This window comes from Micromonospora sp. GCM10011541 (assembly GCF_042650725.1).
GTDB lineage: Bacteria > Actinomycetota > Actinomycetes > Mycobacteriales > Micromonosporaceae > Micromonospora > Micromonospora sicca.
Window position 1 is genome coordinate 38462 of the sequence record NZ_JBHSBP010000033.1, and the last position, 26304, is coordinate 64765.

A 26304-nucleotide genomic window follows, 5' to 3' on the forward strand; every position below is an offset into this window, starting at 1 on the left:
CGACGGCCGCTAGCGTGACCCGTGGACGACAGGAGGTCGATCATGGGTATGGCTCTTCTCGGCACGGTGCTGGCTCCCGCTTCGCCGCTGGGGACCACGGTGTCCTGACCCGAGCCACGCGGCGCCCGTCGCCGCCTGGCCCGCCGATTCCGCCCACCGCCGGCTCCGCCGCCGTGAGCGGGATCGCCTCCTCGACACCCGCCCCTCGCCGCGAAGCGATCAGGTGACCCGCCCCCGCGCGGGTCTTCCGTCATGGCGTGACCACGCCAACCCACATCGCTTCCGAGGGAGTTCCTCGTGCTTCCGGACAACCCGTCCGGGCGCCTCGTCGCGCCCGGACGTCAGACCCCTGCGCGGTGGTCGGCATGACCGCCACCGTCCCCACCGGCCGGCTCGGCCCCGACTTCCGCCGCCTCTGGACCGCAAACGCGGTCTCCAACCTCGGCGACGGGGTCACCATGGTCGCCGGACCGCTGCTGGTCGCCTCGCTCACCCGGGACCCGGCCGCGCTCGCCGCGGCGGTGTTCGCCCAGCAGCTGCCGTGGCTGCTCTTCGCCCTGGTCAGCGGGGCCCTGGTCGACCGGCTCGACCGGCGCCGGCTGATCGTCGGCGTCAACGTCGGCCGGGGCCTGGTGCTGGCCGCGCTCGCCGTCGCGGTGCTCGCCGGGCGGGCCACCGTGCCACTGATCTGCCTGGCGTTCTTTCTCACCTCGGTCGGGGAGACCCTGTCCGACGCGGCAGCCGGCGCGCTGCTGCCGTCGGTGGTCCCGCCGGAACGGCTGGAGCAGGCCAACAGCCGGCTCTTCGCCACCTTCGTGCTCGGCAACCAGTTCGCGGCCAAGCCGCTCGGGGCGTACCTCTTCGTCCTGGCCGCGGCGGCGCCGTTCGCCTTCGACGCGGCCACCTTCGGGCTGGCCGCGCTGCTGCTGGCGCTGCTGCGCTGGCGTCCGGTGCCCCCGACGGTGGGGGCACCGACGGTCGGCGACCCCCGCCGGTCGTTGCGGGCCGACATCGCAGCCGGGGTACGCGCGCTCTGGGGCGTGCCGGTGCTCCGGACCCTCGCGGGCTGCATCGCGGTGATGAACGTGGCGTTCTGCGCGGCGTTCGCGGCGTTCGTGCTCTACGCCCGGCAGCGGCTCGGCCTCACCGAGGTCGGGTACGGGGTGCTGCTGACCGCCGCCGCGCTCGGCGGGCTGGCCGGCACGGCCCTGGCGCCCCGGCTGCGGGCCCGGTTCGGCACTCCGACGCTGCTGCGGGTCGGGCTGCTCGTCGAGGTCGGGCTCCAGGTGGTGCTCGCCACCACCCGGCAACCCTGGGTGGCCGGGGCGGCCCTGGCCATCTGGGGCGTGCACACCATGGTCTGGGGCGTAGTGGTCGTGTCGCTGCGACAGCGACTCGTGCCGGACCGGCTGCGCGGCCGGGTGAACGGCGCGTACTCCCTGGCCGACCTGGGCGGGGCGGCCGTCGGCACGGCGACCGGCGGCCTGGTCGCCCAGGCGACGGGAAGCATCGTCGCGCCGTTCTGGCTGGCGGGAACGGCGATGGCGCTGCTCACCGCGCTGGTCTGGCGACGGCTCGCCGCCGCCGACGGCTGACCGGGCGCCGCTGGTGGGGGGGCCCGTTCGGCCTCCCCACCGGCGGTCGCTGTGCCCTGGGTCACAACCCAACTGCCGCCTGACGGTCGCCTGGACGTCATGTCCACGTCGTCGCTGAGACGACTGGCTCCACCAGCGTGGGTCGCGCCTGAGACGCCGGCCGACCAGCGGAGGACCAGCAGTGGGACAGGACGAGACGACGGCCGGACCGCGCCGCGGCCGGATCGTCATGCTCGTCGACAACAGGGTCGAGGGCGACTCCCGGGTGCAGAAGATCGCCCGCTCGGCCGCCGAGGCGGGCTGGGACGTCACGTTGCTCGGCCGGTCGCCGGACGAGGTGGAGCGCCGCTGGCAGCTCGGCGTCGCCGAGGTCCGGCTGCTGCCGATGCCGAACCCGCTGGACCGGCGCCGGCACGAGTTCCGCCGCTCCTGGCTGCGCTGGCCGCTGGCGTACCGGCCCGGTGGGATCGCCGAGCACCGGGCCCACTGGGTGCGGGCATGGCAGGCCGACCTGACCGTCCGCGCCGCGCTGCTGGAGCAGCGGGCCCGCGCCGGCGAGCTGGATCCCGGCCGGCTGCGCCGGGCCCGCCGGGGACTGCGGCTGCGCGCGACGGTGGCCCGGCTGGTCGGCCGGTGGGTGTGGTTGCGGACGAAGATGCTGAACCGGGTCCGCAGCGGGCGGAAGTTCCGCAACCCGTGGGACCGGGCGTACACCCTGTTCTGGCAGGTCGTGCAGGGCGACCGCGCCTGGCGGCGGCTGGAGCCCGGGCTGTGGGACTACGAGCTGGCCTACGGCCCGGAGATCGACCGCCTCCGCCCCGACCTGATCCACGCCCACGACTTCCGGATGCTCGGGGTCGGCGCCCGCGCCAAGATCCGCGCCGCCGGGCAGGGCCGGCGGGTCGCGCTGGTCTGGGACGCACACGAGTTCCTGCCCGGCATCAAGCCGTGGCGCGACCACGCCCGCTGGCTGCCGGCGCACCGGGCGCACGAGCGGGAGTACACCCCGCACGCCGACGCGGTGCTCACCGTCTCCAACGACCTCGCCGAGCTGCTGCGCCGGGAGCACCGGCTGCCCGCGCCGCCGGCCGTACTGCTCAACGCCCCCGCGGCGGAGCACGGCCCGGTCGACGACGCGCCGCCGCCGGAGATCCGCGCCGAGTGCGGCCTCGACGCCGACGTGCCGCTGCTGGTCTACAGCGGCGCGGCCGCACCGCAGCGCGGCCTGGACACGCTCGTCGACGCTCTGCCCCGACTGCCCGGGGTGCACGTCGCGCTGGTGGTCAACCCCGCGCTGCGGTACGTCGAGCAGCTCGCCGCCCGGGCCGCCCGGGCCGGGGTGGCCGACCGGCTGCACGTCCTGCCGTACGTGCCGCACTGGCAGGTCGTGCCGTTCCTGTCCGACGCGGACGTCGGGGTGATCCCGATCCACCGCTGGCCGAACCACGAGATCGCGCTGATCACCAAGTTCTTCGAGTACTCGCACGCCCGGCTGCCGCTGGTGGTCAGCGACGTGCGGACCATGGCCGCCACCGTGCGGGAGACCGGTCAGGGCGAGGTGTTCCGGGCCGCCGACGTCGACGACTTCGTCCGCGCCGTGGGCGCCGTGCTCGCCGACCCCGCCCGCTACCGCGCCGCGTACGACCGGCCGGGTCTGCTGGAGAGCTGGACCTGGCGGGCGCAGGCCGAGGTGCTGGACGGCGTCTACCACCGGCTGCTGGCGGACGCCGGACCGCCCCCGACGCCCGACCCCGCGACGCCCGGCGCGCCCCTGCCCGACCGGCCGACCGCCCAAGGAGCGATCCGATGACCGCGCCCGACGTCAGCGTCGTCGTCCCCGTCTACAACACCATGCCGTACCTGCGGAAATGCCTCTCCTCGCTGCTGGAGCAGACCATCGGTCACGAGCGGATGGAGATCGTGGCGGTGGACGACGGCTCCACCGACGGGGGCGGTCGGCTGCTGGACCGGCTCGCCGCCCGGCACCCCGGCACGGTCAAGGTGCTGCGCCAGCCCAACTCCGGCGGCCCGGCCGCCCCCTGCAACCGGGGACTGGAACTGGCCACCGGCCGGTACGTCTTCTTCCTCGGCTCCGACGACCACCTCGGGCCGGAGGCGCTGGAACGGCTGGTCGCCGCGGCCGATCGGCACGGCTCGGACGTGGTGCTGGGCAGGGTGGTCGGGGTCAACGGCCGGCACGTCTTCTCCGACGTCTTCGCCGCCGGGAACGCGGTCGACGTGGACCTGTTCGACTCGGCGCTGCCCTGGGCCCTGGCCAACACGAAGCTGTTCCGGCGGGAGCTGGTCGACCGGCACGGGCTGCGCTTCCCCGAGGACATGCCGGTCCTCAGCGACCAGCCGTTCACCCTCGAAGCCTGCTACCGGGCCCGGCGCACCTCGGTGCTCGCCGACTACGACTACTACCACGCGGTACGCCGGCTCAACGCCCGCAACATCACCTACCACAGCCGATTGGCGGCCCGGCTGGTCAGCGTCGAACGGCTCTTCGCGTTCGTCGCCGCGCTCATCCCGGCCGGCCCCCGGCGCGACGCGGTGCTGCGCCGCCACGTCGGGCTGGAACTGGCCAACCTGGTGGGCGACGACTTCCGCCGGCTGGACCGGGCCGACCAGGAACAGGTGCACGCGGTGGTCCGCCGGCTGGTCGACCGGTACGTCACCGACGACCTGCGGGACCGGCTCGACATCGAGGCCCGGCTGCGGCTCGGCGCGGTGACCGCGGGTGGCGTGGACGACCTGCTCGCCGTCATCGACCAGGACGCCGAACGCGGCGTCCCCCCGACCGTGGTCGAGAACGGCCGGTGGCACGCCGGCTACCCGGGCGCCCGGACCGGCGGCTGGGCCGACGTCACCGACGTCCGGGCCGACTGGCTGGCCAAGCTCGACACGGTCGAGGTGACCTGGCAGGGCGGGCTCACCCTCGCGGTGACCACCCGCAGCCCGTACCCCCGGTTCGCGGCCGAGGCCGGGCCGGTCCGGCTGGTCGCCGGGCAGCTCCCCGGCACCACCCTGCTGGACGCCACCGACCCCACCGGCCGGACCGTCCGCACCGACTTCCCGGTGGACCGGCTGCTGGCCGCCAGCGCGGCGACCGGCCAGCGGCACCCGGTCCGCGCCGAGCTGACCGGCACACACGGCCGGGGCAGCGCCCCGGTCCGCGCGCCGCGGCTGGCCACCGGCCGTCCCCGCCTGCTCCGGCACGGCCTGCGCCTGTACGGCGTCGCCGCCACCGTGGACCCGCGCAGCGGGCAGCTCGTCCTCTCCGTGGTCCCGGTGACCGCCGGGCAGCTGGTCAGCCGGCTGGCCCGCCGCCTGCGCCGCAGCGGGCCGGCCGCTCCGACGCCGGTCCGTACGGTCGGGCCGGCGACCCGGCCGGCCGGTTCCCCGACGACGACCGTGGCCGCGCCGGGGAACCACGCTGAGCCGGGCCCGGTGCAGGTGGCTCAGCTCAGCGTCAAGTCCTGAGCTTCCCCCACCGCGTCGAAGACGTTCACCCCGAACCGGCCACCGGCGTACGTGCCGTCGCAGACGTCGATCACCGGGGTGGTGTCCCCGTCCAGGAAGACCTGATGCGTGAACCTGCGGCCACCACCTTCAGGTGGTAGGTCCGGCCGCGCACGATCGGCGTCGGGTACACGGCGACGTCCCGGCCCGGCCGCCACAGCTTGACCAGCCCGGGCCGCGTCGACGTTCACGGTGTAGTGGGCGCTGGCGTCGGCGCTGGCCCGGAAGGTGAGCGCGGCGGCCGCCGCCGCCCGGGGGCCGGCGGGTACGGGGATGTAACAGATTCGACACTTGACCGCTACGAAGGGCGCTCTTACGCTCTGCCAAAAGCTTTTGCCAAAAGGTTTTGGCACCCCACCCGTCTCCCACCACGCGCTCCGGCGCGCGCCCCCAACGCGCCCGGCGAACCCCTGAACGGAGCAGACCATGGCTATTCGCGGTATGCGGACCACAACCGGCGGGTGGAACCGCCGTGGCTTCCTCGGCCTGACCGCCGGAGCCGGCGCGGCCGCCCTGCTGGGCACCTCGGCCTGCGGCGCCGGTGGCGCCAGCGGCAGCGGCTCCGCCGGCGACAAGTCCCTCACCGTCGCCTGTGAGGGCGGCGGCAAAATCGAGTTGCAGCCGGTGGTCGACAAGTTCAAGCAGGACACCGGCAGCGCCGTCACCCTGGTCGAACTCCCCTACGAAGGGCTGTTCAACCGGCTGACCAGCGAACTGGCCGGCGGCAAGCCCTCCTTCGACGTCTGCGCGGTCGACGCGGTCTGGATCCCGCTCTTCGCGAACAAGCTCGCCGCGCTGGACGGCCTGTTCACCGACGCGGTCAAGACCGACCTCTTCCCGGCGCTGATCCAGGAGGCGCAGGCCGACGGGCACTTCATCGGCATGCCGGTGTGGACCAACAGCGAGATCCTCTTCTACCGCAAGGACCTGTTCGAGGACCCGAAGGAGAAGGCGGCCTTCCAGAAGAAGTATGGCTACCCGCTCGCCCCGCCCACCACCTGGCAGCAATTCACCGACATCGCCACCTTCTTCACCCGCCCGGACCAGAAGCTCTACGGCACCGACGTCAAGGGCGCGGTGGAGACCGAGTGGCTGGCCCACGTGCTCCAGGCTGGCTCCCCCGGCGTCGTCCTCGACGACAGCGGCAACGTCATCGTCGACAACGCCCAGCACGTCGCCGCGCTGGCCTTCTACGCCGACCTGAACAACAAGCACAAGGTCGCCCCCACGGGCGCCGCGCAGACCGACTGGAACGCCGCGCAGAACCTGTTCAACCAGGGCCAGACCGCGATGACCCGGTTCTGGGCGCACGCGTACCGGCAGATCCCGCAGGACGCGAAGGTCGCCGGCAAGGTCGGCGCGGCGCCGATGGTCGGCGGCACCGCCGGCGTCGCCGGCATCCCCGGCCCGTGGTACCTCTCGGCCCCGAAGGGCGGCGCCAAGGCCGACCTGGCCCAGCAGTTCATCAAGGCCGCCTACGACCACAACGCGCTGAGCATCGACACCACCCTCGGCCTCGCCGCCCGCAAGTCCGCCTACCAGCAGTACGCCGACAAGCCCGGCTACGAGTCGTTCGGCCCGCTGCTGGCCACGCTCAACGCCAGCGCCACCCGGGCCCGCCCTGCCACCCCGCACTGGCAGCGGATCGTCGACAGCGTCCTGGTCCCCACCATCCAGAAGGCGCTGACGCCGGGCGCGGACTACGCCGCGCTGCTCAAGGCGGCACGTACCCAGATCGAGGGCATCATCAAATGAGTTCGACAGCGCAGGCAGCACCGCCGGGGACCGCCCCTCGTACGCCGGCCCAGGCCGGTGGGTGGCGCACCCGCCGCGGGCTGTCGGACGCCGGGTACGCCACCCTGCTCGCCGCGCCGGCCGCGGTGGTGCTGCTCGCGCTGGTCGGCTGGCCGCTGGTGAAGCTCGCCCTGGACAGCCTCTACACCGGCTCCGAGCTGGGCAACGGGCGCAGTTTCGTCGGGCTGGACAACTACGTCACCGCCCTGACCGACCCGGGCATCCGGGCGGCCGCCGGCCGGACCCTGGCGTACACCGTCATCGTGGTCACGGCCGAGCTGCTGCTGGGCCTGGCGGTGGCGCTGCTGTTCCACCGGCTCGGGCCGCGCTCCCGGATCCTGCAGACGCTCTTCCTCTACCCACTGATGATCGCCCCGGTGGTCGCCGGCCTGCTCTGGCGGTTCCTGATGATCGACAACGTCGGCATCGTCAACGAGCTGCTCACCCGGGTCGGGATCCTGGACAACCCGGGTGACGTCTCCTGGCTCAGCGACCCCGATCTGGTGCTCTTCTCGGTGGCGCTGCCCGATGTCTGGCTCACCACGTCGTTCATGACCCTGGTGCTCTACGCCGGCCTCCAGGCCATCCCGCCGGACCTGTACGAGGCGGCCCGTCTCGACGGCGCCCGCGGACTGCGGCTGCTGGTCAGCGTGACCCTGCCGCTGCTGCGACCGGTGATCGCGGTAGCGCTGATCATCCGGGGCGTGGACGCCGCCCGGGCGTTCGACGTGATCCTCATCCAGACCGGCGGTGGCCCGCAGTCCGCCTCGGAGACGTTGAGCCTGACCATCTACAAGACGATGGTCAGCTACAACGACCCCGGCACGGCCGCCGCCACCAGCACGCTGTTCATGATCGTCATGATGATGGTCGCGATGGTCGCGGTGCTGACCATCTGGCGGCCGGGCAAGGAGTCGTGATGTCGTCCCACCTGCTCGCCGCGCGGGTGAAGACCGGGCTGCTCTGGGCCGCCGCCGTCGCGGTCGTGGTGGTCTACGGGTTCCCCTTCGTCTACCTGGTGCTTACCTCCTTCAAGCCGCCGGTGGACGCCATCGCGGTGCCGCCGACCGTGCTGCCACAGCGGTTCAGCCTGGAGAACTACCTCGCCGCGGTGAACCGGCCGGGCGTCACCGCCTCGTTCATCAACAGCGTCAGCACGGCCGTCATCGCCACCCTGCTGTCGATGGCGCTGGCAATCCCGGCGGCCTGGGGCATCACCCGGTACCGCAGCCGGACCGGTCGGGCGCTGATGGCCGGCTCGCTGCTGGTCCGGATGGCCCCGGCGGTGGCGGTCGGCATCCCGCTGGTCACGATCCTCGGCGCGGTCGGCCTCACCGACACCCCGACCGGGCTGGCCCTGGCCCAGACCACGGTGGCGCTGCCGCTGTCGATCTGGCTGCTGACCAGCTTCTTCGAGGGCGTGCCCCGGGAGATCGAGGAGGCCGCCCTGGTCGACGGCTGCGGCCGGTTCGCCGCGCTGCTGCGGGTAATCCTGCCGGTGGTCTCCGGCGGGGTCGCGGTCACCGCCATCTTCGCCTTCCTCGCCTCCTGGAACGAGTTCCTCTTCGCCCTCCTGATCACCTCGGTCCGGGCGCAGACCACCCCGATCGCGATCGCCAACTTCCAGAGCCAGTTCGGCCTCGACTGGGGTCCGATGACGGCCCTCGCAACCCTCTACTCCGTACCCGCGGTCGTCCTGACGCTGCTGCTGCAACGCCGGATCGTCGCCGGGCTCAGCCTCGGCGCGGTCAAGGGCTGACCGCCGCTCCCCCTGCACCGACGCACAACCCCTCGAAAGGAACACCATGTCGTTCTGGCGACCCACCAGCCCCCTCGGTGGCCTCTCCCGGGTCAAGGCCGGCCGCTCCAAGCGCGAGTCGAGCTGGGACCGCACCGGCGGCAACCGCGACTTCAAGGTGGTGCCCCCGGGCGAGACCGCCGTGCTGGCCGACATCACCGGCACCGGCGTGATCGAGCACATCTGGCTGACCACCCGCTGCTACTCCCCGATGTACCTCCGCAAGCTGGTCATCGAGATGTACTGGGACGGCGAGGAGAACCCGAGCGTCCGCAGCCCGCTGGGCGACTTCTTCGGCGTCGGCCACGCCACCTGCACGCACTACGTGTCGCTGCCGCTGAGCATGGTGTTCGGGCCGCGCCGGGGTCCGAAGGGGCCGTTCGCCGCCGCGATGAACTCGTACTTCCCGATGCCGTTCGGCAGCCACGCAAAGATCGTCATTCGCAACGAGAGCGACCAGCCGATCGAGAACCTCTTCTACTACGTCGACTACGAGCTGACCGACGAGGCGGTGCCGGACGACGTGGGCCGCTTCCACGCGTACTACCGGCAGGAGAAGCCGTGCACGCCGGTGCCCAACGGGCTCGCCCCGGGCGAGAAGCCGGCGCCGTGGGACCTGCCCGGCACCAACCTGACCGGCGAGGAGAACTACGTCATCCTGGACGCCGAGGGCGGCGCCGGGCACTACGTCGGCTGCGTGCTCAGCATCGACAACCACAACGCCTCCAACCAGCCGTACAGCTGGCCGGGTGAGGGCGACGACATGATCTTCATCGACGGCGAGCAGTGGCCGCCGTCGCTGCACGGCACCGGCACCGAGGATTACTTCAACGCCGCATGGGGCTTCCCCAGCGGGGCGTACGCCGGGCCGTACCACGGCATCAGCCTGGCCAGCAGCCCCCAGGAGCACTTCGGCCTGTGGAGCATGTACCGGTTCCACATCGAGGACCCGGTGCGCTTCAGCAAGAGCATCAAGGTGACCATTGAGCACGGGCACGCCAACGACCAAGGCAACGACTTCTCGTCGGTGGCGTACTGGTACCAGCACCACCCGCACAAGCCGCTGCTGGACCTGCCGCCGGTCGACGAGCGCCTGCCGCGCCGCTGGCCCGAGCACGGCCTGTGGGACGAGTGACCGCTCCGATACCGTTGGCCGGTCGTCCACTCCGGACGGCGGGGCCCACCCGAGCACTGCGATGGTGAGCTGATGGGACAGAAGGCGAGCATCCGCGACGTAGCCGCCGCGGCGGGCGTTTCGGTGACCACCGTGTCCCACGTGCTGAACAACAAGTCCGGCACCCGGGTCAGCCCGGAGACCCGCGAACGCGTCGAGTCGGCGGCCCGCCAGCTCGGCTACGCGGCGAACGGGCTGGCCCGGGGGCTGCGGCTGCAGCGCTCGCAGACCCTCGGGCTGCTCAGCGACGAGATCGCCACCACCCCGCACGCCGGGCGGATCATCCTCGGCGCGCAGGAGACCGCTTCGGCCCGCGGCTGGCTGCTCATGCTGCTCACCACCGGGCGCGACCCGGAGGTCGAGCGGCGGGAGGTCCAGGCGCTCGCCCGGCACCGGGTGGACGGCGTGCTCTACGCGACCATGTACCACCAGGTGGTGCGGGTCCCGGACGAGCTGCGCCCGATGCCGGTGGTGCTGCTCGACGCGAGCAGCACCGACGGGGCGTACCCGTCGGTGGTGCCGGACGAGCGCGGCGGCGGCGAGGTGGCGGTCGGCGAGCTGCTCACCCACGGCCACCGTCGGATCGGCTTTCTCACCAACGTCGACGACATCCCCGCCACCCACGGCCGTCTGCTGGGCTACCAGGAGGCGCTGCGGGCGGCGGGGGTGCCGTTCCGGCCGGAGCTGGTCGTCGTCGAGCAGTCCGACACCCCCGGCGGTTACCGGGCGGCGCGGGAGCTGCTCGGCCGGGCCGAGCGGCCGACCGCCCTGTTCTGCTTCAACGACCGGATGGCGATGGGCGCGTACCGGGCGGCGGCCGAACTCGGCCTGCGGATCCCCGACGACCTCTCGGTGATCGGCTTCGACAACCAAGAACTCATCGCGGAAGGGCTGTACCCGGGGCTGACCACCGTGGCGCTGCCGCACTACGAGATGGGCGCCTGGGCCGTGGAGACCATGGTCGACCTGCTCGACCAGCCCAAGGGGGCCCGCCGGCGTACCGCCCGGCAGGTCGTCATGCCCTGCCCGCTGGTCCGCCGCCAGTCGGTCGCCACAGCCCCGAACTGACCGGTCCGTCCGTCGGGCCCCACCGACGTACCCGACGGCATCCATCTGCCCGCCGCGCACCAGCGCGGCCGACGCACCCCCGCCGCCACTCGCGGCGTCGACACACCGCCGCTGACGGCGGCCGAGATAAAGGACCCACCGTGCTGCGACTTCCCGACGCCTGGATCTGGGACTTCTGGTTCGCCCGCGAGGGCGACACCCACCACCTGTACTTCCTGCGCGCCTCCCGGGCGCTCGGCGACCCGGACCGGCGGCACTTCCGGGCCAGCGTCGGCCACGCCTTCTCCACCGACCTTCGGACCTGGACCCAGCTCGCCGACGCGCTGGTCCCGGCCGACCGGCCCGCCTTCGACGACGTGGCCACCTGGACCGGCTCGGTGCTGCCCGGCCCGGACGGCGGCTGGTACATGTTCTACACCGGCGCCGGCAGCACGGAACGCGCCCTGGTGCAGCGGATCGGGCTGGCCACCTCGGACGACCTGGTCACCTGGGAACGGCACCCGACCTCGCCGGTGCTCACCGCCGCCGGCCGCTGGTACGAGCGGTTCGGCGACTCCACCTGGCAGGACGAGGCGTGGCGGGACCCCTGGGTCTTCGCGGACCCGGACGGCGACGGCTGGCACATGCTGATCACGGCGCGGGCCAACGAGGGGCCCGTCGACGACCGGGGCGTCATCGCGCACGCCCGCTCGCACGACCTGGTGCACTGGACGGCGCAGCCGCCGGTCACCACGGCTGGCAGCGGCTTCGGCCACCTCGAGGTCCCCCAGGTGGAGATCGTCGACGGCCGGCCGATCCTGATCTTCTCCTGCCTGCACGACCAGCTTGCCGAGCGCTGCCGCGACGCCCGGGCCTGCGGGGTGTGGGCGGTGCCGGGCGACTCGCTGCTCGGCCCGTTCGACGCCACGAAGGCGCAGCGGCTCACCGATGACAGCCTCTACAGCGGACGCCTGGTGCGGGACAATAACGGCCGGTGGCAGCTGCTCGCCTTCCACAATCACGACGAGCAGGGCCGGTTCGTCGGCGAGCTGAGCGACCCGATCCCGGTCCGGGTGCTCGACGACGGCACGGTGCTGCTCGGCGACGCCGAGCCGGGAGTGCCGTACTCGGTGCACGGCCGCCGGGATGTCGCCCCGGACCTCGGCCAGGCTGGCCCACCCGCGGCCGGCACCCAGGTCAACGGCGCGACGGCGGCGGACGCCCTGGCCGCGGGGGCCTGACGTGCTGACCGTGCTCGGGGAGGCGGTGATCGACCTCGCGCCCTCCGGCGGCGGCGACCTGCTCGCCGCCCACCCAGGGGGCAGCCCGCTCAACGTCGCGGTGGGGCTTGCCCGGCTCGGCCGGCCGACCGCGATGCTGGCCCGCTTCTCCCGGACCTCGTTCGGACGCCGGCTGCGCGCGCACGCCGAGGCCAACGGGGTGGACCTGACCTGGGCGGTGGCCGACGACCGGCCGGCCACCCTCGCCGTCGTCGCGCTGGACGTCACGGGGGCGGCCAGCTACGACTTCTACCTCGACGGCACTGCCGACTGGCACTGGGCGCCGCACGAGCTGGACGGGGTGCCGGCCGGCACCCGAGTGCTGCACACCGGTTCGCTGGCCACCCTGCTGCCGCCCGGGGCGGACCTGCTCGCCGACCTGCTCGCCCGGGAGCACGCCGCCGGCCGGGTGCTGGTCAGCCTCGACCCGAACGTGCGCCCGGCGGTCCTCGCCGACCCGGACGCCGCCCGGGCGCGGCTGCTCACGCTGGCCCGGCACGCCCACCTGGTCAAGGCCAGCGACGAGGACCTGGCCTGGCTCTTCCCCGGGGCCTCCGTCGAGGAGGCGGCCGACCGCCTGCTCGACCTCGGCGTACGGCTGGTGGTGGCGACCCGGGGCGCGGCGGGTTCGTACGCCGCCACCACCGACGTGTCCGTCGCCCGACCGGCCCGCCGGGTGGCCGTGGCGGACACCGTCGGCGCGGGCGACGCCTTCACCGCCGGACTGCTCGATGCCCTGGTCGAGGCAGACGCCGCCGCCCCGGCGGCGGTCGGCGCGCTGGACTGGGCGCGACTCGGCGCGGTGCTCGACCACGCCACGCTGGTGGCGGGGATGACCTGCGAGCGGCCGGGCGCCGACCCACCCCGCCGCGACGAGTTGGCGAACGTCGTCGACGCGTGAACCGCCTTCGATCTCGGACAGCCATCGTTCGACCGGGACGGTACCGTCCAGGAGCGGTGGGTCATTCCTCGCGGGTGAAGTCCGCGAGGTGGACCGGGTTTCGGTCGGTCAGAGTGGGCGGGGGTGCGGCTGGTCCAGCGGCATCGGCACCTGGAGGTAGGTCGTGCCGCGCAGGTCCAGCCAGGCCCGGTCGGGCGCCCGGACCAGCCGCAGCATCACCCCGCTGCAGGCCGGGCAGCGGCCCACCAGGCCCGGAGCGTGCGAGAAGACGTGCAGCCCGGCCACCGGACCGACCGTCCCGCACGACTCACACCGGCCGGTGGCGGCGCTCAGGTCCACCGCGAACAGTTCGCGCAGCGGCCCGTCGAGCATGTTGCCGTCCAGGTAGGACATGTCGGTCATCAGGTCTCCTCGCCGTTCAACCGGTCGGGCCGAACCGTTCGGTCTTCACCCGCCGGGCCTGGTGTCCCAGCCCGACCAGCAGGTCCGCCACCGTCTCCACGAACCCGGTCGGGCCGCAGACGTAGCAGAGCGGCTCCAGGTCCGGCGGCCAGCCATGGGTGTTCACGTCGGCCAGGCCGATCCGGTGCGGTTCGCCCCGCCACCCCTCGGGCGCCTCCCGGGTGTACACGTACGCCACGTCCAGACCCTGGTCGTCGCGGGCCCGCCGGCGCAGCTCGTCGGCGTAGATCACGTCCGCCGGGGTGCGCACCGAGTAGATCAGCCGGAACGGCACCCGGCTGCCCGCCTCCCGGCGGGCCCGGACCATCGCCATCAGCGGCACCACGCCCGAGCCGCCGGCCACCAGCAGCACCGGCGCGGTCTCGTCGGTACGCCAGACGAACCAGCCGCCGACCGGGCCACGCACCTCCACCGGGTCGCCCTCGGCGTACACGTCGATCAGGTACGGCGAGACCTCCCCGTCGGGCACCTTCTGGACGGTCAGCGCGATCCGGTCCCCCTCGGCGGGACCGGCGAGGGAGTACGATCGGCCGGCCTGGTAGCCGTCCGGGGCGGTGAGCCGGACGTCGACGTGCTGCCCGGCCAGGTGCCCCGGCCAGCCGGGCGCCTCCAGGACCAGGGTCTGCGCGGTCGGCGTCTCGGTCCGGCGCTCCACCAGCCAGGCCACCCGCCAGGTCAGCGGCGCGGCCACCCGGCTGCCGGTCGTGGGCGCGGCCACCTCAGTCGCCCTGGTAGCGCTGCTCGCGCCACGGGTCGCCGTAGTCGTGGTAGCCGGCGGTCTCCCAGAAGCCCGGCTTGTCGTCGACCAGCAACCGGATGCCCCGCACCCACTTGGCCGACTTCCAGAAGTACAGGTGCGGGACGAGCAGCCGGGCCGGGCCGCCGTGCTCGGCCGGCAGCGGGCCGCCGTCGTAGGTGTGCGCCACCCAGGCCCGGCCACCGCGCAGGTCGTCCAACGGCAGGTTGGTGGTGTATCCGCCGTACGAGTGGACCAGCGCGTACCGGGCGGCGGTCCCGATTCCCTCCAGCAGGGTGTCCAGCGACACCCCCTGCCAGCTGGTGCCGAGCTTGGACCACCGGGTGACGCAGTGGATGTCCACGGTGGGCGTCTCCTGCGGCAGGCCCATCAGCTCGGCCCAGGACCACCGGAACTCGGCGCCCCCCTCGTCGGTGACGACGAACTCCCACGTGTCCAGCGGCACCCGCGGCGTCGGACCGGCGGAGAGCACCGGAAAGTCCTCGGTCAGATACTGGCCGGGCGGCAGGGCCGGTTCGGCCGAGCGGGGCCGACCCTGGAAGCCAGGCGACACAATTCCCACCCGACAGTCGTACCACCCGGGGGTGGGGTTGGACACCCCGATCGGCCGGACTCTCCGCCGTGGGTGACCAACCACGGCGGCCGGATCCCGGGGTCAGTGCCGTTCGGTGACGACGGCGGCGTCGACGGACTCGCGGTCGCGGGTGGCGCGCAGGCTGGTCAGGGTCACGACCACCAGGACGCCGATGATCACGCCGAGCGAGGCGAGGGTCGGGATCTGCGGTACGCCGGACCAGCTGCCGTGCGCCCAGTGCAGGCCCAGCTTGACCCCGATGAAGGCGAGGATGATGGCCAGGCCGTAGCTGAGGTGGACCAAGCGGCTCAGCGCGGCGTGCAGCACGAAGTAGAGCGCCCGCAGGCCGAGCAGGGCGAACGCGTTCGTGGCGAAGACCAGGTACGGGTCCTCGGTGATGCCGTAGACGGCGGGCACCGAGTCGACGGCGAAGACGATGTCGGTGGCGAGCACCGCCACCACGACCAGGGCGAGCGGGGTGAGCGCGCGCCGGCCGTGCTGCCGGATCGTCATCCTGGTGCCGTGGTACTCGTCGACCACCGGCATGAACCGGCGCAGCAGCCGCACCGACCGCATCTTGTTGATGTCGACCTCCTGCGCGTGCCCGGAGAGGGCGTCGCGCAGCAGCTTGACCGCGGTGGCGATCAGGATGAGGCCGAACAGCAGGAAGGCGAAGTCGAGGGTCTGCAGGGCGGCGGCGCCGAGGGCGATGAAGATCGCGCGGAGCACCAGCGCGCCGGCGATGCCGTATAGCAGCACCCGCTGGGCGAGCACGGCCGGCACCGCGAACGCGGCCAGCAGCAGCATGAAGACGAAGAGGTTGTCGACCGAGAGCGACTTCTCCACCAGGTAACCGGTGAGGTACTGCACGCCCAGTTCGGAGCCGAAGCGGGACCAGACCCAGGCACCGAAGGCCAGCGGCAGGGCGATGTAGAACGCCGACCAGCCGAGCGCCTCCTTGATCGACACCTCGTGTGGGCGGCGGGTGACCAGGAAGTCCAGCACCAGCAGGGCGAGCACCCCGGCGATGGTCACCCCCCACAGCGTGGGGGTGCCGACCGACGACAGCTCGGCGGCGGACAGATATGACAATTCGGTCATGGGGCCTCCTCGAACACCGTGACATGTTCGAGGTCTCCTTCACCCACCGTTCCCGTGGGCAACCACCCGAGGCGCGCCCGGGGCGCACCGTACTGACCGGAATGGTTCGTGGGAAGTACTCCCCTCGTGTCGCAAGGTTAGGGCCGCTCGGCTCGTCCGCCAAGTCGGACCCGCCACCCCAGGTCAGCTGGTTGCCCTGGTCAACCGCTGGGTGGCGGTACGCCGCCGGCCCGGGGGGCGACGGGGTGGACGGCGGACGCCTATCGTGGCCCGATGACCGACGACGCAGCGCCCATCCCGGTCGGCCCCCTCGCCGGGGTCCGCGTGATCGAGCTGGCCGGCATCGGGCCCGGCCCGTTCGCTGCGATGATGCTGGCCGACCTCGGCGCCGACGTGGTGCGGGTGGACCGGACGGCACCCGCCGGGTTCGGCAGCCTGCCCGGGGACCTGCTCCACCGCAACCGCCGCTCCGTCGCCGTGGACCTCAAGTCGGCCGCCGGCCGCGAGGTGGTGCTGGCCCTGGTCAAACGGTCCGACGCGCTGCTGGAGGGCTTCCGCCCCGGGGTCACCGAACGCCTCGGGCTCGGCCCCGACGACTGTCACGCGGTCAACCCCCGGCTGGTCTACGGGCGGATGACCGGCTGGGGACAACAGGGCCCCCTCGCCGCGTCCGCCGGGCACGACATCGACTACCTGGCGCTGACCGGCGCGCTGCACGGCGTCGGCCGGGCCGGCGAGCGGCCGGTGCCGCCGATGAACCTGCTCGGCGACTTCGGCGGCGGGGGCATGATGTTGGCCCTCGGCATGGTGGCCGCCCTCTACGCCGTCCGCGCCGGCGCGCCCGGCCAGGTGGTCGACGCGGCCATCGTGGACGGTGTGTCGGTGCTCGCCACCCAGATCCACGCGCTGCGCCGGTTCGGCATGTGGCAGGACGAGCGGGGGGTGAACCTCCTCGACGGCGGGGCGCCCTTCTACGACACGTACGAGTGCGCCGACGGGGGACATGTCGCGGTCGGCGCGCTGGAGCCGCAGTTCTACGACGAACTGGCCCGGCTCACCGGTTTCCCGCTCCCCGGCGACGAGTCCCTCGACCGCACCGACCCGGCGAACTGGCCCGCGCTGCGCGCGGCCTGGGGCCGGCTCTTCCGCACCCGGACCCGGGACGAGTGGGCGGAGCTGCTGGCCGGGTCGGACGCCTGCGTCGCGCCGGTGCTCGACTGGCGGGAGGCGCCGGAGCATCCCCACCTGGCCGCCCGGGGCGTCTTCGTCGAACACGACGGGGTGACCCAGCCGGCCCCGGCGCCGCGTTTCTCCGGCACCCCGACCTCGATCCGCCGACCGCCGCCGCAGCCCGGCGAGCACACCGACGAACTGCTGGCCGAGGCGGGCTTCGACGCCGACCGGATCGCCGCCCTGCGCGCCGACGGCGCGATCGGCTGACCGCCCGCCGGGCGACGGCGCCCGGTCAGCCGCGGCGCAGGGTCGCCCCGGGGGCCAGGGCCGGCTCCACCATCTCCCGGTAGTCGCGTGGCAGCTGCACCACGATGTCGTCGAACTCGCCACCGCTGACCGCCTCGCGCAGCGTGGTGAAGACCGCCCGGACGGTGTCCCGCGCCGCGTTCTCGTCGATGCCGGCCCGCTGCCCGACCCGGGCGACGAACTCGGCCGCGCCGAACCGGTCGGCCGCCTCGGTGCCCGGGCGCGGCTTCAGCACCAGCTGCAACGGCTTCGGCAACTGGGCCGCCAGGTCGAGCAGCTCGCCCCCGGTCAACCGCTCGGCCAGCGTCTCCAACGTGGCCCGGGTCAACTCGACCGACCGCTCCGAGGACGCCCGGGTCCGCTGCGCGATCTGGTCGACGAAGGTGTCGTAGTTCATCGGTGGTACCCCCTTCGGCTCTTCCGCCGTCGCCGCCTACCCGCCGGACCGGGGCGGAAACGGCCGCGAAATTCCGCGTACGGCACGCGTGACCCGCCGCACGACGGGTAACCGCCGCCGGTCGTGACCGCAACCGACGCGCGAGGAGCCCCACCCATGGCGAGTTACACCGACGTCCTTGAGTACCTGTCCGCGCTGGACTACCCGGCCGGGAAGGACGACGTCGTCCGCGAGGCCGAACGGGAGGGCGCGCCGCCGGAGGTGTTGCGAGCCCTGCGGGCCCTGCCGCCGGTCGACTACGCCAACGGCAACGAGGTCGCCCGGTCGGCCGGCATCGACGCCGCCCCTGAGATCGGCCGTGCGCAGCGCGCGGCGCAGGCCCGGGACACGCGGCACCAGCGGGTCTCCCAGCACCTGCGCGGCATCTGACCACCGCCGCCGGTGCGGCGCACGATCCGCGACCCGGACGGGCACACCCCGGCGGCGGTCCAGCTCACCGTGATGGGGCTGGTCGGGGTGGTCTGCGGTGGACTGTTCGCGGCCCTGGTCTCGCCGCCGGTCGGCCCGCTGGTGGGCTGGGACGCCGCCGCGCTGAGCTGGCTGGCCCTGCTCTGGAGTCGGCTTTGGCGCCTGGACGCCGACCGCACCGCCCGGCTCGCCGTGCACGAGGACCCGAACCGCCCGATGCGGGACGGGCTGCTGCTGGGGGCCTGCCTGGCCAGCCTGCTCGCGGTCGGGGTGGTGCTCACCACCGCGCATTCGGTGCCGCCCGGGCTGCCGCTGGACGCCTACGGCGCGCTGGGCGTGCTCAGCGTGGTGCTCTCCTGGTTCGTCGTGCACACCCTCTTCACCGCCCGGTACGCCCGCCTGTACTACGCCGGCGAACCGGGCGGCGTGGACTTCCACCAGGACGAGGCGCCCTGCTACGCGGACTTCGCGTACCTGGCGTTCACGGTGGGGGCGACGTTCCAGGTCTCCGACACCGACCTGTGCAGCGCCGAGATGCGCCGCACCGTGCTGCGCCATATGCTGCTGTCGTACCTGTTCGGCGCGGTCATCATCGCGGCCACGGTGAACCTGGTCGTCGGCCTGGCGAGATAATCCGGTGACAGGCGGGCGCCCCGGTCACGAACCGCGACCTGGGGCGCCACGCAGCACCTGCTCCCGGCGATCCGCGCCCGAACCGGATCGCGACCGCCAGGCGGTGGATGTTCGCCCGAACCGGGCGGGCATCGCTGCCACGATCATCATACGATGCGGGATCAGCCTTTCGGGTGAGTATCGCGAAACTGTGTCCCGCGGCACGTCCTGATCAGCCGGTCAGCTCCGCGTACCGCTTCTCCAGGTCCACCCGGGCCAGCGCCCCGACCAGCCAGGCCAACCGCTCCGACTCACCGCTGCCGGCCAGGTCGGCCAGGTCGTCGGCGGAGCGGCCCAGGCCCAGGCGGCGCGCGGCCACCAGGGCGCGACGGTCGGCCACCGGCGCCACCTCCCGCCACACCGCCTGCGCCTCCCGCAGGAACAGCTCGATCACCTCGTCGTCCACCCCGGGCAGGTCGGTGAGCAGCTTCCGCTCCCGGACCGGATCCTGGTGCGCCTCCGTCCGCAACCGCCGCAGGTCGCCCCGGTAGCGCTCCACGACGGTCTGGGCGAGGTCGCCCAGCACGTCGGCGAGCCCGTCCACGTCGCCGCGCTGGCCGTGCTCGCGCAGCACCCGCACCCGGTCGCCGTGCAACGAACGGGCCAGCCGGGCGGCGCTGTCCCAGCCCGCGTCGCGCAGCGCGCCCGCCGCCTCGACCGACCGGCGGAAATCCCCCGGCCGGGACAGCAGGACGGACAGACAGAGCACCTGGAACAGGCTGGACGGGTTGTTGGTGACCCGGAAGCCGTACTTTTCGGCGAAACCGCGACCGTCACCGGCGAGCCGGCGTACCAGTCGCTTCTTGTCCTCGATGCTGGAGATCGCACTTGTCGGCATGCCCGCGTCTACCCGTGACGGGGCCGCCCAATCAGCCGAGCAGGCCGCCGCGGCGGTCACGGGCCTTCAGCCGGGTGGTGGGCAGCGCGGGCGCCGGCAGCGGCGGCGCCGGGTCGTCGGCCACCGTCCCGAACCGCCGGCCGGCCATCCAGTCCTCCCGGGCGGCCGCGACCTCCTCGTGCGACCGGCCCACGAAGTTCCACCACATCACGAGGGGCTCGTCGAAGGGCACGCCACCGAGCAGCAGCAGCCGGCTGCCCGGGGCCCCGCTCAGGGTCAACCCTTCCCGGCCGGCGCCCAGGTACAGCAGGGCGCCCGGGGCGAACGGCACCCCGTCCGCCGTCGCGGAGCCGGACATCGCCAGCAGCCCGTACTCGAAGTCGTGGCGCAGCGGCAGCGTGGCCGGCACCGGACCGCGCACCTCGACCTGCGCGCCCACCAGCGGGGTGTGCACCACGGCCGGCGAACGCTCGCCGCCGGCCTCGCCGACCAGCAGCGTGACGTCCAGGTCGCCGTCACGCCAGCGGGGCAGCTCCGCGTGGTGGGCGAAGTCGGCCGCACCCGCCCGCGCCGGGTCCGGCAACGCCACCCACAGCTGCACGCCGTGCATGACCGGCGGATGCTCCGCCGGTGACCGCTCGGAGTGGGCGATGCCGTGGCCGGAGGTCATCACGTTCAACTGGCCGGGCCGGATCGGCTGCACGTTGCCCAGGCTGTCCCGGTGCAGGATCTCCCCGTCGAGCAGCCAGGTCACCGTCTGCAGGCCGCTGTGCGGGTGCGGCGGCACCTCCATGCCGGGCCGCTCGGCGACGTCGTCCGGTCCGAAATGGTCGACGAAACACCAGGCCCCGACCATCCGGCGCTGCCGCTGCGGCAGCAGCCGCCGCACCGTGGTGTAGCGCCCCAGCGGCACGTCGTGGCCGGGCAGCAGCACGCTGCCCGGGTCGGTGGAGGCCACGCCGGGCGGCAGGGTCTGCGCCGGCAACGATTCAGTACGGTCCACCGCCCGACTGTACGCTCAGCCCGCGACGGTGACGGTGTTCGCCGCCGCCACCAGGTCGACGTAGAGCCGGTCGGCCGCCCGGTCCCAGCTGGGCGAGCTGATCAGCTCGCCCGCCGCCACCCCGTGTCGACCCTCCAGGTAAACCGTCCGGCTCGTCCGCCCCCGCCATGCCGATCCCCTCTCCCCGGTCCCCGGCGGGAAGTACGTAGCCTCGGCTCGTCCGGATCACTTGGTCCGTCTTTGGTTGGGCTTTGGGGCTGGGGCGACCGTCCCGGGCTTCGTGCGGTCAGGCTTGATCCCTGCGCCGGGGACGGTCGCCCCCAGCCCTGACCTGCTCCCGCTCCGCCCGGGCGTACCAGGCCGTCCCTATTCGGGCCGCTGCCCTTCACGGTTTTAGATCTTGGACAGTTGCCGTTCGGGGAGAACGGTAACTGTCCAAGATCCGGAGACGCCGATGGCCGGCACCCTCGTCGGGGTGCCGGCCAGCGGCTTGTTGCGTGTTGCTTGGTCAGGTCAGCTGTTCCAGTGCTGGGCGACGAGGTGGGCGGCCTGCTGCTCCCACTGGGCGTAGGCGTCCGGGTAGGCCGACACCTGCACCGTCTGGGCGGCCTCGGTCAGCGGCATGTCCCGCCACCCGTCGACCTGCTTCAGGCCCTTCTCGAACGCCAGGGTCGCGTACTCGGGGTCGGTGATCTGCTCCGGCGAACCCCAACCACTCGACGGGCGCTGCTGGAACAGGCCCAGCGAGTCGTGGTCGTTGCGGTCACCCAGGTGACCCAGGTTCTCCAGCTTCGACTCCTGCAGGCTGGTGGCGATCGAGATGACCGCGGCCCGCTCCGGCAGACCCGCCTTCTTCGTCGCCGCGATGATCGCCTTCGCGTTGGCGGTCTGCTCGTCGTTTAGAGTGATCTTCGACTGGGCGCCCTGCACACCATGCGGAATCAGCTTCGCCTTGTCGACGCCCGGCTTGTCGGCCTGCACCGCCACCGCGACCGGCTTCGCAGCAACCGGGGTGTCGGCGTGCGCGGCGATCGGACCGGCGAACACACCACCGGTGAAAGCCAGACCAGCAATACCCAGCACGCTCTTACGCATGATCGTGTTCATGGTGAAGCTCCATTCGGGGGTTGGCGCACACACCCGATGGGGGTCGAGATCGTGTGCGCAAGCACCGTCAGGCGCTCAAAAGCAAGGGGGAAAGTCTTCGCCCGGTCCGACCACGGGGCTTCTTCGCGGCGCCGGGACCATGTGTAACGACCGCCAGGCCACCATCATTCCGGGCCCGTCCGCCGGCCCGGTCGAGCGGGCCAGGTACTCGGTCGTACGCGAGATATAACGACCCCGACCCCGCCACGATTCCGCCGCCAGGATGCCGCCGGTCACACCCGAAACGGACATCCCGTCCATGCGGGCGGTGGCCGGGCGGGCCGAACCGGACACGGGCTCCAGATGGCCGATTGCGGGGTATGCCCGCCCCGGTGGACACCGCCACATCGGCGACACGGAGTCGATCACGCCCAAGCTGTCACCGCAGCGCACCATCTCCGGCGAACCGGAACCCGTACCCGCAAAAGTCACCTGGCACTGCCGGGACGGACGGCGACCACGTCAGGGCTGGGGGCGACCGTCCCCGGCGCAGGGATCAAGCCTGACCGCCCGGAGCCGGGGACGGTCGCCCCCAGCCCCCACCGCAACCACCGACGCAGCGCAACAAGACGGAGCCGGCTCAGGACGAGGCCCGATCCCGCACCTTCGCGGCGCACGACGACACCACCGCCCGGGCGTCCAACCCCAGGCTCTCGATCGCGACCAGCGCCGTGAACACCACGTCCGCCAGTTCGGCCCCCACGTCCTCCCGGCTGTGGGTGACCCCCTTGCGCGGGTTCTGCCCGAGCACCCCGATCCAGGCCCCCGCCGCTTCCCCCGCCTCCTCGGCGAGCTTGAGGATCCGACAGGTCAGCTCGGCGTCGCCGGTGCCGTTGGCGGCGTCCAGCCAGCCGCGCGAGGCCCGGACCGCGTCCCAGATCAACTCGTCCATCGGACCAGTGAACCGGACAGCGGTGACGATCCGTATCCGGGGGCGGTCGGCGGAAATGCCGATCCGGTGGTGGCGACGATGCCGCCGCCGGGACTGAAGGGACGTGTCGGTGATGCCGGAGGCCGTCGAGACGGTGTTCGCCAGTGTGGTCAACCGGAACCCGGGCGAGCCGGAGTTCCACCAGGCGGTACGGGAGGTGCTGGAGAGCATCGGCCCGGCCCTGGCCCGTCACCCCGAGTACGCGCACGCGCGGATCATCGAGCGGATCTGCGAGCCCGAGCGGCAGGTCATCTTCCGGGTGCCGTGGGAGGACGACCACGGCCGGGTGCGGGTGAACCGGGGCTTCCGGGTGGAGTTCAACAGCGCGCTCGGCCCGTTCAAGGGTGGGCTGCGGTTCCATCCGTCGGTGTACCTGGGGATCGTCAAGTTCCTCGGTTTCGAGCAGATCTTCAAGAACGCGCTGACCGGGTTGCCGATCGGCGGTGGCAAGGGCGGCGCGGACTTCGACCCGAAGGGCCGCTCGGATCGGGAGGTGATGCGCTTCTGCCAGAGCTTCATGACGGAGCTGTACCGGCACATCGGCGCGCAGACCGACGTGCCGGCCGGGGACATCGGGGTCGGCGGCCGGGAGATCGGCTACCTGTTCGGCCAGTACAAGCGGATCACCAACCGGTACGAGTCGGGGGTGCTGACCGGCAAGGGCCTGTCGTACGGGGGCGCGCAGGTGCGCCGGGAGGCCACCGGGTACGGGGCGGTCTTCTTCGCCGACGAGATGCTGCAGCAGACCGGGGACAGCCTGGAGGGCAAGCGGGTGGTGGTCTCCGGCTCGGGCAACGTGGCGATCTACGCGATCGAGAAGGTGCACCAGCTCGGCGGGACGGTGGTGGCCTGCTCGGACTCCGATGGCTATGTGCTGGACGAGAAGGGCATCGACCTGGCGCTGCTGCGGGAGTTGAAGGAGGAGCGGCGGGCCCGGCTGGACGACTACGTACGGCACGTGCCGCACGCGGTGGCGGTGTCCGGTCGTACCGTCTGGGAGGTGCCCTGCGACCTGGCGCTGCCGTGCGCGACGCAGAACGAGATCGGCGGCGCGGAGGCCGCGGCGCTGGTGGCCGGTGGCTGCGTCGCGGTGGTGGAGGGTGCCAACATGCCGACCACCCCGGAGGCGGTACGCATCCTCGGGCGGGCGGGGGTGCGGTTCGCTCCGGGCAAGGCGGCCAACGCCGGTGGGGTGGCGGTGAGCGCGCTGGAGATGCAGCAGAACGCCAGCCGGGACTCGTGGACGTTCGCCCAGTCGGAGCAGCGCCTGCGGGAGACGATGCGGGACATCCACGCCCGCTGCTGGGCCACCGCCGAGGAGTACGGGCTGCCCGGCGACTACGTGGCCGGGGCGAACATCAACGGGTTCCGCCGGGTGGCGGAGGCGATGCTGGCGCACGGTCTGGTGTGAGCGGCCACTGTGGGCGGACCGGGCGGAACTGACTGACCGTTCGGTCAGGAGGTGATTGACAGGGATCGACGGCAAGCCTAGTTTCAGGGCGCTACCGGCCGGTAGGCATCCGTCCCGCCTGGTCGCCCCCGGTGGGGCGGCACCGTCCCCGGGGGAGCAACGATGCTGACCTCAACCACCCGCCTGGTCCGCCGGCTGCTCGCCGCCGGCGCCGCCCTGACCCTCACGGTCGGGCTCGCCGGCGCCGCGCCGGCCGCCGCCGCCGACGGCGACGACGGCGACGGCAGCCAGCCGCTGCCCGGCTACACCATCAGCAACCCGCCGCTGGATCCGCTCGTCGTGCGCGGCACGCCCACCACCGTCCGGCAGGGCGTGCACGAACACGCCGGCTACATCATCGAGGTACCCGCCGACTGGAACGGCGACCTGGTGATGTGGACGCACGGCTACCGCGGCCAGACCACCGTGCTCTCCCCCGAGACGCCGGCGTTCGGCCTGCGCCAGCGGGTGCTGGAACAGGGGTACGCGTGGGCGTCGTCCTCGTACGACCGCAACGGCTACGACATCCGCTCCGGCGTGCTGAGCACCCGCGACCTCGCCGACCTCTTCGCCGGCACCGTCAAGCGGCCCCAGCGGATGCTCATCGCCGGGGTCTCGATGGGCGGCCACATCATCGGCCGCTCGCTGGAGCAGTACCCCGGCTACTACGACGGAGCGCTGCCGATGTGCGGCGTGCTCGGCGACCACGAGCTGTTCGACTTCTTCCTCGACTACAACCTGGTCGCGCAGGCCCTCGCCGGCGTGCACGCGTACCCGACGCCGCCGGACTACCTCACCAACGCGGTGCCGCGCATCCAGGTGGCGCTCGGCCTGGCCGGGCTCAAGCCGGGCGGGCCGGACACCACCAACGAGCTGGGCAAGCAGCTGCGCACCATCACCATCAACCGCTCGGGCGGTGATCGGCCGGGCGCCGAGGCCTCCTTCGCCGTCTGGAAGGACTTCCTCTTCGCGATCAGCGCCACCAACGGCGGGGACTCCCCCGCGCAGCGGCCCGGCCAGCTCGCCACCAACCTGCTCACCCGGTACACCCCGAACAGCCCGGTGGACGTCAACGCCACCGTCCAGCGGGTCGCCCCGGAGAACCCGTGGCAGCGCCTCTCTCCCACGCTGACCGAGGTACCCCGGATCAACGGCCGACCGACCGCGCCGGTGGTCAGCCTGCACGACCTCGGCGACCTCTTCGTACCCTTCGCCATGGAGCAGGCGTACGCCCGGGACGTGGCGTGGCACGGACGCAGCCGGCTGGTGGTGCAGCGGGCCATCCGGGCCGCCCAGCACTGCGAGTTCACCCCGGCCGAGGCCGGCGCCGCCTGGGACGACCTCACCACCTGGGTGCGCAGTGGCGCCCGGCCGGCGGGGGACGCGGTGACCGATCCGCGGGCGGTTGCGGCGCCGGACTTCGGCTGCCGGTTCAGCGATCGGGCCGCTTACGCCGCGGGGGCCGGCACCCGGCGTCTGTACGCGCCCTGCCCCTGAGTTCTTGGGATGGTTGCGCTTTGGGGCTGGGGGCGACCGTCCCCGGCTCCGGGCGGTCAGGCTTGATCCCTGCGCCGGGGACGGTCGCCCCCAGCCCTGACGTTGGTCACCGTCCGCCCGGCGGTCACGGTCTTGTGTTTGTACGTGGAAACGCCGCTGGCCGGCACCCCGTGTCTCCGGGGTGCCGGCCAGCGGCTTTTGCTTGTTGTTCGCTTGTCAGCTGTTCCAGTGCTCGGCGACGAGGTGGGCGGCCTGCTGCTCCCACTGGGCGTAGGCGTCCGGGTAGGCCGACACCTGCACCGTCTGCGCGGCCTCGGTCAGCGGCATGTCCCGCCACCCGTCGACCTGCTTCAGACCCTTCTCGAACGCCAGGGTCGCGTACTCGGGGTCGGTGATCTGCTCCGGCGAACCCCAACCA

The 26304-nt window shown here is 73.0% G+C and carries 24 protein-coding genes and 1 pseudogene; 15 read left to right on the forward strand and 10 right to left on the reverse strand.

Going from position 1 to position 26304, the window contains the following annotated elements:
• Positions 1 to 365 precede the first annotated feature (365 nt).
• From ACFOYX_RS13905 to ACFOYX_RS13950, 10 genes are all read left to right on the forward strand, one after another.
• A complete protein-coding gene (locus ACFOYX_RS13905) occupies positions 366 to 1595 on the forward strand; it encodes an MFS transporter (protein WP_322441858.1) in 1230 nt (409 codons plus the stop codon).
• A 229-nt stretch (positions 1596 to 1824) separates the two neighbouring features.
• Entirely contained in the window at positions 1825 to 3405 is a 1581-nt protein-coding gene (locus ACFOYX_RS13910) for a glycosyltransferase family 4 protein (protein ID WP_322441887.1), read from the forward strand.
• Positions 3402 to 5078, forward strand: coding sequence for a glycosyltransferase family 2 protein (locus ACFOYX_RS13915; RefSeq protein WP_322441859.1), 1677 nt, complete (start codon positions 3402 to 3404; stop codon positions 5076 to 5078). Before ACFOYX_RS13910 ends, ACFOYX_RS13915 begins: the two co-directional genes overlap by 4 nt.
• A gap of 465 nt (positions 5079 to 5543) precedes the next feature.
• Complete coding sequence (locus ACFOYX_RS13920) at positions 5544 to 6872, forward strand: sugar ABC transporter substrate-binding protein (protein WP_322441860.1); 1329 nt, start codon at positions 5544 to 5546, stop codon at positions 6870 to 6872.
• Positions 6869 to 7831 (forward strand): sugar ABC transporter permease, encoded by a 963-nt coding sequence (locus ACFOYX_RS13925; RefSeq protein WP_322441861.1) that lies wholly within the window; start codon positions 6869 to 6871, stop codon positions 7829 to 7831. The genes ACFOYX_RS13920 and ACFOYX_RS13925 overlap by 4 nt, the downstream gene beginning before the upstream one ends.
• Positions 7831 to 8670: a carbohydrate ABC transporter permease gene (locus ACFOYX_RS13930; protein WP_322441862.1), complete on the forward strand. Its 840-nt coding sequence runs from the start codon at positions 7831 to 7833 to the stop codon at positions 8668 to 8670. Before ACFOYX_RS13925 ends, ACFOYX_RS13930 begins: the two co-directional genes overlap by 1 nt.
• Positions 8671 to 8716: 46 nt before the next feature.
• A complete protein-coding gene (locus ACFOYX_RS13935) occupies positions 8717 to 9844 on the forward strand; it encodes a glycoside hydrolase family 172 protein (RefSeq protein WP_322441863.1) in 1128 nt (375 codons plus the stop codon).
• A 72-nt stretch (positions 9845 to 9916) separates the two neighbouring features.
• Entirely contained in the window at positions 9917 to 10951 is a 1035-nt protein-coding gene (locus tag ACFOYX_RS13940; RefSeq protein ID WP_109805303.1) for a LacI family DNA-binding transcriptional regulator, read from the forward strand.
• A 140-nt stretch (positions 10952 to 11091) separates the two neighbouring features.
• Positions 11092 to 12171 carry a glycosyl hydrolase family 32 gene (locus tag ACFOYX_RS13945; RefSeq protein ID WP_322441864.1) on the forward strand — a complete coding sequence of 360 codons (1080 nt, stop codon included), beginning with the start codon at positions 11092 to 11094 and terminating at the stop codon, positions 12169 to 12171.
• Between the two features lies 1 nt (position 12172).
• Positions 12173 to 13111 (forward strand): carbohydrate kinase, encoded by a 939-nt coding sequence (locus ACFOYX_RS13950; RefSeq protein ID WP_322441865.1) that lies wholly within the window; start codon positions 12173 to 12175, stop codon positions 13109 to 13111.
• Positions 13112 to 13219: 108 nt separating this feature from the next.
• Here ACFOYX_RS13950 and ACFOYX_RS13955 read toward each other — a convergent pair whose 3' ends face one another.
• The 4 genes from ACFOYX_RS13955 to ACFOYX_RS13970 all read right to left on the reverse strand — a co-directional run bounded on the left by ACFOYX_RS13955 (position 13220) and on the right by ACFOYX_RS13970 (position 16005).
• A complete protein-coding gene (locus tag ACFOYX_RS13955; RefSeq protein ID WP_322441866.1) occupies positions 13220 to 13513 on the reverse strand; it encodes a DUF6510 family protein in 294 nt (97 codons plus the stop codon).
• 16 nt (positions 13514 to 13529) lie between these two features.
• Positions 13530 to 14291: a ferredoxin reductase gene (locus ACFOYX_RS13960; protein WP_322441867.1), complete on the reverse strand. Its 762-nt coding sequence runs from the start codon at positions 14289 to 14291 to the stop codon at positions 13530 to 13532.
• A 1-nt stretch (position 14292) separates the two neighbouring features.
• On the reverse strand, positions 14293 to 14892 hold the full coding sequence (locus ACFOYX_RS13965; protein ID WP_322441869.1) for a sulfite oxidase-like oxidoreductase: 600 nt from the start codon (positions 14890 to 14892) through the stop codon (positions 14293 to 14295).
• A gap of 93 nt (positions 14893 to 14985) precedes the next feature.
• The gene (locus ACFOYX_RS13970) at positions 14986 to 16005 is read right to left on the reverse strand and encodes a TerC/Alx family metal homeostasis membrane protein (RefSeq protein WP_322441870.1); all 1020 of its coding nucleotides are present in this window, start codon (positions 16003 to 16005) and stop codon (positions 14986 to 14988) included.
• A 273-nt stretch (positions 16006 to 16278) separates the two neighbouring features.
• On the opposite strand from ACFOYX_RS13970, the gene ACFOYX_RS13975 reads away from it, so the two are divergent.
• Positions 16279 to 17445: a CaiB/BaiF CoA-transferase family protein gene (locus ACFOYX_RS13975; RefSeq protein WP_322441871.1), complete on the forward strand. Its 1167-nt coding sequence runs from the start codon at positions 16279 to 16281 to the stop codon at positions 17443 to 17445.
• A gap of 25 nt (positions 17446 to 17470) precedes the next feature.
• Here the strand turns inward: ACFOYX_RS13975 and ACFOYX_RS13980 are convergent, their stop codons facing one another.
• On the reverse strand, positions 17471 to 17881 hold the full coding sequence (locus ACFOYX_RS13980; protein WP_322441872.1) for a DUF2267 domain-containing protein: 411 nt from the start codon (positions 17879 to 17881) through the stop codon (positions 17471 to 17473).
• Positions 17882 to 18037: 156 nt separating this feature from the next.
• Between ACFOYX_RS13980 and ACFOYX_RS13985 the strand changes: the two genes are divergently transcribed.
• Entirely contained in the window at positions 18038 to 18310 is a 273-nt protein-coding gene (locus ACFOYX_RS13985; protein WP_322441873.1) for a DUF2795 domain-containing protein, read from the forward strand.
• A 12-nt stretch (positions 18311 to 18322) separates the two neighbouring features.
• Positions 18323 to 18982, forward strand: coding sequence for a DUF1345 domain-containing protein (locus tag ACFOYX_RS13990; RefSeq protein WP_322441874.1), 660 nt, complete (start codon positions 18323 to 18325; stop codon positions 18980 to 18982).
• 211 nt (positions 18983 to 19193) lie between these two features.
• Here ACFOYX_RS13990 and ACFOYX_RS13995 read toward each other — a convergent pair whose 3' ends face one another.
• The 4 genes from ACFOYX_RS13995 to ACFOYX_RS14010 form a co-directional block, all read right to left on the reverse strand.
• Positions 19194 to 19859, reverse strand: a complete 666-nt coding sequence (locus ACFOYX_RS13995) for a hypothetical protein (RefSeq protein ID WP_322441875.1) — start codon at positions 19857 to 19859, stop codon at positions 19194 to 19196.
• Between the two features lie 31 nt (positions 19860 to 19890).
• The gene (locus tag ACFOYX_RS14000) at positions 19891 to 20862 is read right to left on the reverse strand and encodes a pirin family protein (RefSeq protein ID WP_322441876.1); all 972 of its coding nucleotides are present in this window, start codon (positions 20860 to 20862) and stop codon (positions 19891 to 19893) included.
• 513 nt (positions 20863 to 21375) lie between these two features.
• The gene (locus ACFOYX_RS14005; RefSeq protein ID WP_322441877.1) at positions 21376 to 21969 is read right to left on the reverse strand and encodes a hypothetical protein; all 594 of its coding nucleotides are present in this window, start codon (positions 21967 to 21969) and stop codon (positions 21376 to 21378) included.
• A 619-nt stretch (positions 21970 to 22588) separates the two neighbouring features.
• Positions 22589 to 22900, reverse strand: coding sequence for a hypothetical protein (locus tag ACFOYX_RS14010; RefSeq protein WP_322441880.1), 312 nt, complete (start codon positions 22898 to 22900; stop codon positions 22589 to 22591).
• Between the two features lie 112 nt (positions 22901 to 23012).
• Between ACFOYX_RS14010 and gdhA the strand changes: the two genes are divergently transcribed.
• The gene (gdhA, locus tag ACFOYX_RS14015; RefSeq protein ID WP_322441879.1) at positions 23013 to 24350 is read left to right on the forward strand and encodes an NADP-specific glutamate dehydrogenase; all 1338 of its coding nucleotides are present in this window, start codon (positions 23013 to 23015) and stop codon (positions 24348 to 24350) included.
• Positions 24351 to 24512: 162 nt separating this feature from the next.
• Positions 24513 to 25886, forward strand: coding sequence for a hypothetical protein (locus ACFOYX_RS14020; RefSeq protein WP_322441878.1), 1374 nt, complete (start codon positions 24513 to 24515; stop codon positions 25884 to 25886).
• Positions 25887 to 26102: 216 nt separating this feature from the next.
• Here the strand turns inward: ACFOYX_RS14020 and ACFOYX_RS14025 are convergent.
• Positions 26103 to 26304: pseudogene (locus ACFOYX_RS14025) on the reverse strand (hypothetical protein); the annotation flags it as partial.